This is a genomic window from Knoellia aerolata DSM 18566 (assembly GCF_000768695.1).
In the GTDB taxonomy this organism is placed as follows: Bacteria; Actinomycetota; Actinomycetes; order Actinomycetales; family Dermatophilaceae; genus Knoellia; species Knoellia aerolata.
Genome location: NZ_AVPL01000021.1, coordinates 49227 through 56931 on the forward strand (window position 1 = coordinate 49227; position 7705 = coordinate 56931).

Annotated in this window: 8 protein-coding genes and 1 riboswitch; of the genes, 7 read left to right on the forward strand and 1 reads right to left on the reverse strand. The window is 72.1% G+C overall.

Translation table 11 applies throughout. The annotated features are described in order from the left end of the window. Positions 1 to 9: 9 nt before the first annotated feature. The 7 genes from N801_RS09700 (at position 10) to gcvP (ending at position 6804) form a co-directional block, all read left to right on the forward strand. Positions 10 to 759: a DUF881 domain-containing protein gene (locus N801_RS09700; protein WP_035936983.1), complete on the forward strand. Its 750-nt coding sequence runs from the start codon at positions 10 to 12 to the stop codon at positions 757 to 759. Positions 760 to 794: 35 nt separating this feature from the next. After that, entirely contained in the window at positions 795 to 1184 is a 390-nt protein-coding gene (gene gcvH, locus N801_RS09705) for a glycine cleavage system protein GcvH (protein WP_035936926.1), read from the forward strand. Positions 1185 to 1282: 98 nt separating this feature from the next. After that, positions 1283 to 1741, forward strand: coding sequence for an FHA domain-containing protein (locus N801_RS09710; RefSeq protein WP_035936928.1), 459 nt, complete (start codon positions 1283 to 1285; stop codon positions 1739 to 1741). Next, on the forward strand, positions 1722 to 2420 hold the full coding sequence (gene ftsR, locus N801_RS09715) for a transcriptional regulator FtsR (RefSeq protein WP_035936932.1): 699 nt from the start codon (positions 1722 to 1724) through the stop codon (positions 2418 to 2420). Before N801_RS09710 ends, ftsR begins: the two co-directional genes overlap by 20 nt. Positions 2421 to 2437: 17 nt before the next feature. Further along, a complete protein-coding gene (locus N801_RS09720) occupies positions 2438 to 2938 on the forward strand; it encodes a bifunctional nuclease family protein (RefSeq protein ID WP_035936937.1) in 501 nt (166 codons plus the stop codon). A 146-nt stretch (positions 2939 to 3084) separates the two neighbouring features. Then, the gene (locus N801_RS09725) at positions 3085 to 3660 is read left to right on the forward strand and encodes a MerR family transcriptional regulator (RefSeq protein ID WP_035936939.1); all 576 of its coding nucleotides are present in this window, start codon (positions 3085 to 3087) and stop codon (positions 3658 to 3660) included. An 82-nt stretch (positions 3661 to 3742) separates the two neighbouring features. Then, positions 3743 to 3842, forward strand: a riboswitch (glycine riboswitch). 73 nt (positions 3843 to 3915) lie between these two features. Next, the gene (gcvP, locus tag N801_RS09730; protein ID WP_035936941.1) at positions 3916 to 6804 is read left to right on the forward strand and encodes an aminomethyl-transferring glycine dehydrogenase; all 2889 of its coding nucleotides are present in this window, start codon (positions 3916 to 3918) and stop codon (positions 6802 to 6804) included. A gap of 45 nt (positions 6805 to 6849) precedes the next feature. Here the strand turns inward: gcvP and N801_RS09735 are convergent. Further along, positions 6850 to 7705 (reverse strand): SbcC/MukB-like Walker B domain-containing protein (locus N801_RS09735; protein ID WP_281175684.1); only part of this gene is annotated, 856 nt, incomplete at its 5' end.

Sequence of the window (7705 nt, forward strand, 5' to 3'; positions counted from 1 at the left end):
CCGGGCGACATGAGCACCCAGGGCCACGACTCGCAGCGCTCGTGGCGACGGCTGCGACGCGCCGGCAAGCCGCGCCCCACCAAGGGGACGGTCCTGGCGACGCTGCTCGCGCTCGGGCTCGGGTTCGCCATCGCGGCCCAGGTCCACCAGACCTCCATCGAGGGGCTGGAGGACCTGCGCGAGGACGAGCTCATCCGCATCCTCGACACCGTCGACCAGGACGGCAACCGGCTCGCCGAGGAGATCCAGGCCCTGCGCCTCTCCCGCGACCGGCTCCAGAGCGACACGACGAGCCTCACCGAGGCGCGCGAGGCCGCTCAGCAGCGGCTCGACTCCCTGGCCATCCTCGCCGGTACCGCGCCGGCCAAGGGCCCGGGCATCGTCCTCACCATCCGCGACCCCGAGAACCGCGTGACCGCGCCGCTCCTGCTCGACACCCTCCAGGAGCTGCGTGACGCCGGTGCCGAGGCGATCGAGATCAACAGCATCCGGGTCGTCGCCAGCACCTTCTTCACCGACGGCGAGGGCGGCATCTCCATCTCGGGCACGGAGGTCTCCGCCCCCTACGTCGTCACGGCCATCGGCGACGGCTCCACGCTCGCGTCGGCGATGGAGATCCCCGGCGGGGTGACCAACTCCGTCCGCAGCGTCGGCGGGGAGGCCGGCGTCGAGACCAAGGACGAGGTGACGGTGTCCGCGTTGCGGTCCGTTTCCGAGCCTCAGTACGCTCGACCCGTACCCAGTTCCACCACGTCCTGACCCACGTCCTCACCCGGACCAGAAGGAGCCCAACGATGAGCGACCTCGAGTACCCGAGCGACCTGCGCTACACCGCCGAGCACGAGTGGGTGCGCTCGGTCGAGGACGGCGCCGTCCGCATCGGGATCACCTCGTTCGCCCAGGACTCCCTCGGGGACGTCGTCTACGTCAGCCTTCCCGGGGTCGGCGACACGGTCGCGGTGGGCGACGCGTGCGGCGAGGTCGAGTCGACCAAGTCCGTGAGCGACCTCTACGCGCCCCTGGCCGGTGAGGTCACCGCGGTCAACGAGGCGCTCGACGCCTCACCGGAGCTCGTCAACTCCGACCCCTACGGCGAGGGCTGGATGTACGAGCTGCGTCCGAGCGACGCCGCCGCCGTCGACGGGTTGCTCGACGTCGAGGGCTACCAGCAGCAGCTCGGCTGATTCCCCGTCCCTTCACAGGTGGGCGCCTGTTCATCCCTCGACCGGTCATCTAGGGTGAGTGGTCCAGCACGACGCGTTGCAGACAAGGAGCCGCACTGATGAGTGACCGAAGTCGTGAGATCCCGGACCGCGAGCCGGAGTCGTCGACGACGATGCACATCCCTGCGGTGGGCGGGCTCGAACGCTCCGACATCGTCCACGAGAGCGAGCACGTCCTCACGCGCGCCGACCAGGCCACCGTCGAGGCGCTCCGCCCCGGCACCGCCCTGCTCGTCGTCCTGCGCGGACCCAACACCGGGGCACGCTTCCTGCTCGACGACGACGAGGTCACCTCGGGGCGCCACCCCGAGAGCGACATCTTCCTCGACGACGTGACGGTGTCGCGCAAGCACGCGACGTTCGAGCGCACGGAGGGCCGGTTCGTCGTCAAGGACGTCGGCTCCCTCAACGGCACCTACGTCAACCGGGAGCGGATCGACGAGTCGGTCCTGCAGACCGGCGACGAGGTGCAGATCGGCAAGTACCGCCTCGTCTTCTATGCCGCCAAGCAGGCCTGAGCGGCCGCTGACGATCGGGAAGGTCCTCGCCGCACTGCGCGAGGAGTTTCCCGAGGTCAGCATCTCCAAGATCCGCTTCCTCGAGGGTGAGGGCCTCGTCGAGCCGCAGCGCACCCCGTCGGGCTACCGCACCTACACCGGCGCCGACGTCGCCCGGCTCCAGTACGTCCTGCGGGCCCAGCGCGACCGCTTCTGGCCGCTCAAGGTCATCCGTGAGTCCCTCGACGCGCTCGACCGCGGTCTCGAGGCCGCACCCGAGGACGACGCCCGCCCGCGACCCCCTGAGCCGCAGCACGACCCCGACGTCCCCGACGCGTCCTCGCTCGAGCACGGGCGCGACGTCCGGCTCACCCGCGCCGAGCTGGCCACCGCCACCGGACTGCACGCCGACCTCCTCACCTCGCTCGAGGGCTTCGGCCTGCTCCGGCCGGACGGCGAGGGCCACTACTCCGGCACCGACCTCCAGGCGGCGCACGCTGCGGCCGGTCTCTCGGCCTACGGGATCGAGGCGCGCCACCTGCGTCCGTTCCGCACGGCGGCGGACCGCGAGGTGGGCCTCGTCGAGCAGGCGATGAGCACGCGGCGACCGGGTGGTCGGGCCCAGGAACAGGCCGAGGTCGCCCGGCTCTGCCTCCAGCTGCACGCCGCGCTGGTCAAGGGTGGTCTGGCCCGTCCCTGACGACGTACGGTGAGAGCGTGAAGCCACTGGACGTTCTCGGGGTTCGGGTCGAGATGCCGACCAACCAGCCCATCGTCCTGCTCCGCGAACGGGACGGGACCCGCTACCTGCCGATCTGGGTGGGGGCCGCCGAGGCCGCCGCGATCGCCTACGCCCAGCAGGGGGTGGTGCCGCCGCGACCGCTGACGCACGACCTGCTCAAGAACGTCCTCGACGAGCTCGGCCACAGCCTCGACCGGGTGCGCATCACCGCCCTCACCGACGGGGTCTTCCACGCGGTCCTCGACATCGACGGGGGAGCGGACGGGGGAGGGCAGAGCATCGACTCGCGCTCGTCCGACGCCATCGCCCTCGCGCTGCGGGTGGGCGTCGAGATCGTCACCACCGAGGAGCTGCTCGACGAGGCCGGCGTCGCCATGGCCGGGGAGCAGGAGGACGACGAGGTGGAGAAGTTCAAGGAGTTCCTCGACCACGTGTCCGCGGACGACTTCGACACCGGGGACCAACCCTCCAGTTGAGGGTGAGTGTTACGCATGGGGCGCACGACACGCGTGAGGTCAGGGTCCAGTGGTAGTTGACCCCGGGTCCGGTGCCCCCTAGCGTCACCCCCAAGAGAACGACGTCCGTGTAGTTACAGCGCACCGAGGTGCAGCAGGAGGCTGGCGTGAACGCCATCGACGAGTACCCCCAGGGTCGGTTGCCCATCGGGGCGCAGGGCCTGCTCTTCACCGACGACCTCCCCGAGCTCGACGAGGAGATGGGCTTCCGCGGCCCGACCGCGTGCAAGGCGGCCGGGATCACCTACCGCCAGCTCGACTACTGGGCCCGCACCTCGCTCGTCGAACCGTCGGTGCGTGGCGCGGCCGGCTCCGGGTCCCAGCGTCTCTACGGCTTCCGCGACGTCCTCGCCCTCAAGATCGTCAAGCGCCTCCTCGACACCGGGGTCTCGCTCCAGCAGATCCGCGGCGCCGTGCAGGTGCTGCGTGACCGCGGGGTCGACGACCTCGCCCAGATCACCCTCATGAGCGACGGCGCCTCGGTCTACGAGTGCACCTCCGACGAGGAGGTCATCGACCTGCTCCAGGGCGGGCAGGGCGTCTTCGGGATCGCCGTCGGCAAGGTGTGGCGCGAGGTCGAGGGCGACCTGTCGCACCTCCCGAGCGAACGGCTCGCCGACGAGACCCCGGCCGCCCACCCGGACGACGAGCTCAGCGCCCGCCGGGCCGCCCGGCTGGCCTGACCGCCGCACACGACCCCCTCGCGACCCTCGGGCGCGCATCCCCGTCGGGGGTGCGCGCCGTTTGTTACCCTGAGCCTGCCGCCAACACCGTGCGGGAGAGTCCTCGGTCCGCCAGCGGAGCCGGGGCGCCGAAGGGGCAAACTCCCCGGAACCTCTCAGGCGCAAAGGACCGCACGGATCAGGCACCTCTGAGACGGCCCAGGCCGCGACAGATGGGGAGGCCCGTGCCCGCCCGTGCGCCAGGAGCCTCACCTCATGACTGACACCATGCCGAACCCGACCACGCTGCCTGCGTTCGCCGAGCGCCACATCGGCCCGGACGATGCCCAGGTCGCGCAGATGCTCGCCGTCATCGGACGCTCGAGCCTGGACGACCTCACCGCCGTCGCCGTCCCGGACGCGATCCGGGCCACCGACGCGATGGGCATCGTGCCCGCCGACTCCGAGTCGGCCGTCGTCGAGGAGCTGCGCGGCCTCGCCGCACGCAACCGCGTGCTCACCTCGATGATCGGGCTGGGCTACTACGGCACCCTCACCCCCGCGGTGATCCAGCGCAACGTCCTCGAGAACCCGGCCTGGTACACCGCGTACACGCCGTACCAGCCGGAGATCTCGCAGGGCCGCCTCGAGGCGCTGCTCAACTTCCAGACGGTCGTCTCGGACCTCACCGGGCTGAGCACCGCGGGCGCCTCCCTCCTCGACGAGGCGACGGCCGCAGCCGAGGCGATGACCCTCATGCGGCGCTCGAGCAAGGCGGCCAAGGACGCCGTGCTCGTCGTCGACGAGGCGGTCTTCCCGCAGACGCTGGCCGTGATGCGCACCCGGGCGGTGCCGCTCGGGATCGAGGTCGTCGTCGCGGACCTCACCGGCGTGACGACCGGCGAGGCCCTCACCGAGGCGGCCGGCGGGCGCGACGTGTTCGGCGTCCTCGTCCAGTACCCGGACCTCCACGGGCGGCTGCGCGACCACCGGGCCCTCGCCGAGGCGGCGCACGGGGCCGGGGCGCTCGTCACGGCCGCGGCGGACCTCATGGCCCTCACGCTGGCCACGGCGCCCGGGGAGTGGGGCGCCGACATCGCGGTGGGCACCACCCAGCGCTTCGGGGTCCCGATGGCCTTCGGCGGACCGCACGCCGGCTACATGTCGGTCCGGTCCGGGCTCGAGCGCACGCTGCCGGGGCGACTCGTCGGCGTGTCGGTCGACGTCACCGGCGCACCGGCCTACCGCCTCGCGCTGCAGACCCGCGAGCAGCACATCCGCCGGGAGAAGGCGACGTCCAACATCTGCACGGCGCAGGTCCTCCTCGCCGTCATGGCGAGCATGTATGCCGTCTACCACGGCCCGCGTGGCCTGCGCGCGATCGCGCTGCGCATCCACGCGCACGCGACGACCCTGGCCGGCGCCCTGCGCGAGGGCGGCGTCGACGTCGACTCGGAGCCCGGTTTCGACACGCTCTCGGTGAGCGTGCCGGGCCGCGCCGACGAGGTCGTCGCGGCGGCGCTGGCCGAGGGCGCGAACCTCTGGCGGCACGACGGCGACACCGTCCTGCTCTCGCTCGACGAGACCACCGACCACGACGACCTGGCCAAGGTCTGCCGGGCGTTCGGGGTGTCCGAGCCGGGCCGGGTCACCATCGAGGAGCCCGAGTGGGACGGAGCCCTGCTGCGCACCTCGGACTACCTCACCCACCCGGTCTTCACGAGCCACCACAGCGAGACGGCGATGCTGCGCTACCTGCGCCGCCTCTCCGACCGCGACTTCGCCCTCGACCGCGGCATGATCCCGCTGGGTTCCTGCACGATGAAGCTCAACGCGACGACCGAGATGCTCGCGATCACCTGGCCCGAGTTCGCGAACCTCCACCCGTTCGCGCCCCTGGACCAGACCGAGGGCATCCGCCACCTCATCGACGAGCTGTCGCAGTGGCTGTGCGACATCACCGGCTACGACGCCGTCTCGCTGCAGCCGAACGCCGGGTCCCAGGGCGAGCTCTCCGGGCTGCTCGCCATCGCGGGGTACCACCGGTCGCAGGGGGACGTGGAGCGCACGGTCTGCCTCATCCCCGCCAGTGCCCACGGCACCAACGCGGCGAGCGCGGTCATGGCCGGCATGAAGGTCGTCGTCGTCAAGACCGCGGAGATCACCGGCAACGTCGACATGGACGACCTCAAGGCCAAGGTCGAGCAGCACCGCGACCAGCTCGCCGCGATCATGGTGACCTACCCGTCGACGCACGGGGTGTTCGAGGACACGATCACCGACCTCTGCGCCATGGTCCACGACGCGGGCGGCCAGGTGTACGTCGACGGCGCCAACCTCAACGCCCTCGTCGGCCTCGCCCAGCCCGGGCGGTTCGGTGCCGACGTCTCGCACCTCAACCTCCACAAGACGTTCTGCATCCCGCACGGTGGCGGCGGTCCCGGGGTCGGGCCGGTCGCGTGCCGCGAGCACCTCGCACCGTTCCTGCCCAACCACCCGCTCGACGCCGAGGCCGGCCCGCAGACGGGCGTGGGCCCGGTGTCCGCGGCGCCCTACGGGTCGGCGGGGATCCTGCCGATCTCCTGGGCCTACGTGCGGCTCATGGGCGCGTCGGGCCTGCGCCGCGCGACCGAGGTCGCGGTGCTCAACGCGAACTACGTCGCGACCCGCCTGCGCGACCACTACCCGGTCCTCTACTCCGGCGAGGGAGGGCTCGTCGCCCACGAGTGCATCCTCGACGTCCGACCGCTCACGAAGGAGACGGGCGTCAGCGTCGACGACATCGCCAAGCGGCTCGTCGACTACGGCTTCCACGCCCCGACCATGTCCTTCCCCGTCGCCGGCACCCTCATGGTGGAGCCGACCGAGAGCGAGGACAAGGTCGAGCTGGACCGCTTCTGCGACGCGATGATCGCGATCCGCGCGGAGATCGACGCCGTGGGTGCGTCCGGCAACGCTGCCACCAGTGTCCTGCGTGGCGCCCCGCACACCGCGCAGTCGCTGGCCGGGGACTGGGACGTCGAGTACAGCCGTCAGGACGCGGCCTACCCGCCGGGGGTCGACCCGCTCGCGAAGTACTGGCCGCCGGTCCGCCGCATCGACGGCGCCTACGGCGACCGCCACCTCGTCTGCTCCTGCCCCCCGCCCGAGGCGTTCGAGGACTGACCCTCACGACCCCCTGTCGCTCCCGGGCGCCGCGTGACCGGATGGTCACGCGGCGCTCTCGGCTCCCGGTGTCGAGACGGCGACCGTGCTGCCGCTGGCGGTCTTGCGCACGGAGAGCTGGCTGGTGATGCGGCTGCGGAGCTCGGCGACGTGGGACACGACGCCGACCGCCCGACCGCCCTCACGCAGGGAGTCGAGGACGGAGATGACCTGCTCGAGGCTCTCGTCGTCGAGCGTGCCGAAGCCCTCGTCGACGAAGAGGGTGGCGAGATCGAACCCGCCGGACTCGTCGCGGACAGCGTCCGCGAGCCCGAGCGCCAGGGCGAGCGAGGCCATGAACGCCTCACCCCCGGACAGGGTGGACGTCTCGCGGCTGACGCCGGTCCACTGGTCGAGCACCCGCAGGCCCAGGCCGCTGCGGGCTCCCCGCGCGGCGAGGCGGTCGGAGTGCTCGAGCCGGTAGCGGCCGTCACCCATGATCCGCAGCCGCTCGTTGGCGAGCTGGGCGACCTTCTCGAGGCGAGCGGCGAGGACGTAGGAGGTGAGCCGCATGCGCAGGGTGTTGTTGAGCCCGCCCCCGGCGAAGGTGTCGGCCAGCTCCTTGACGCGGTGGTGCCGCTCGAGGGCCGGGCCGGAGGCATCGAGGGCGGCGACGAGGCTGTTGCGCACGGACTGGAACGCCGTGCGGGCACCGGTGGCCTCGGTCTGCGCGGACTGGGCGACGAGCAGGGCGCCTCGGGCCTGCTGCGCCGAGGCGGCGAGGGCCTCCAGGTCGGGCCCGGGGCCGGAGAGTGCGTCACGGACTGCGCCGTCGGAGAGCACGGCCTCCGCGGCCGCGCGTGCCCGGTCGTGGTCGTGGAGGCGGTCCCGGAGCCGGTCGAGGGCGCCGGGCGCCCGCACC

Bases quoted from the DNA above. Each gene is read 5' to 3' on its own strand.
- ftsR (WP_035936932.1), top strand. From the start codon at position 1,722: ATGCCGCCAAGCAGGCCTGAGCGGCCGCTGACGATCGGGAAGGTCCTC.
- N801_RS09700 (WP_035936983.1), top strand. From the start codon at position 10: ATGAGCACCCAGGGCCACGACTCGCAGCGCTCGTGGCGACGGCTGCGA.
- N801_RS09710 (WP_035936928.1), top strand. From the start codon at position 1,283: ATGAGTGACCGAAGTCGTGAGATCCCGGACCGCGAGCCGGAGTCGTCG.
- gcvP (WP_035936941.1), top strand. From the start codon at position 3,916: ATGACTGACACCATGCCGAACCCGACCACGCTGCCTGCGTTCGCCGAG.
- gcvH (WP_035936926.1), top strand. From the start codon at position 795: ATGAGCGACCTCGAGTACCCGAGCGACCTGCGCTACACCGCCGAGCAC.